The organism is Sphaerospermopsis reniformis (genome assembly GCF_005402885.1).
GTDB lineage: Bacteria > Cyanobacteriota > Cyanobacteriia > Cyanobacteriales > Nostocaceae > Sphaerospermopsis > Sphaerospermopsis kisseleviana.
The window spans coordinates 1-641 of the sequence record NZ_BJCE01000538.1 but is presented as its reverse complement, the minus strand read 5'-3'; the positions used below and the strand labels follow the sequence as shown (position 1 = coordinate 641).

At 33.5% G+C, this 641-nt stretch carries 1 protein-coding gene; it reads left to right on the top strand.

Features of this window, described 5'->3' with window-relative positions; all coding sequences use genetic code 11:
- Nucleotides 1-127: 127 nt before the first annotated feature.
- Nucleotides 128-641 (top strand): DUF4277 domain-containing protein (locus FFR48_RS28280; protein ID WP_201277714.1); only part of this gene is annotated, 514 nt, incomplete at its 3' end.

The following is a 641-nucleotide window of genomic DNA, read 5'->3' as shown; positions in this document are numbered from 1 at the left end:
CGCAGATATTGAAGCAGATTAAATAATTATGAATTGTCAAAATAAAAAACCTGAAACGGTTATCTGGTAATGATTTCAGGCTAATTTAGCGTAAAATAATAAGCGTCAAATAGATAATGGAATTGCCATGAAAAAGTCAGAGGAAGGGATGCAAACCCTAAATATAGACCATTTAGGAATAGTAGCGGGAATAATAGACGAGATGGAATTGGTAGAAGAAGTGAATAAAATAGTGGGAATAAAAACAAGAGAAATTCTCACACCGGGACAAGTAATGAAAGCAATGATATTGAATGGATTAGGGTTTTTAAGCGCCCCATTATACCTATTTGACGAATTTTTTGTAGGAAAAGCAACAGAACATTTAATAGGAGAAGGAGTATTACCAGAACATTTAAACGACGACAGATTAGGAAGAGAACTAGACAAATATTATCGAGTAGGAACAACGAAAATATTTACAACAGTAGCCATAAAAGCAGCCCATAAATTCCAAGTAGAAAGCAAGAGTATCCATCTAGATGGAACATCAATGAGTGTAGAAGGAGAGTACAAGAAAGAAACAGAAGAAATAGAAAAAACAAAACCAGAAACAGAAGAGAATAAATTAGAAAGAGAACCAGAGATGAAAGCAATAGAAA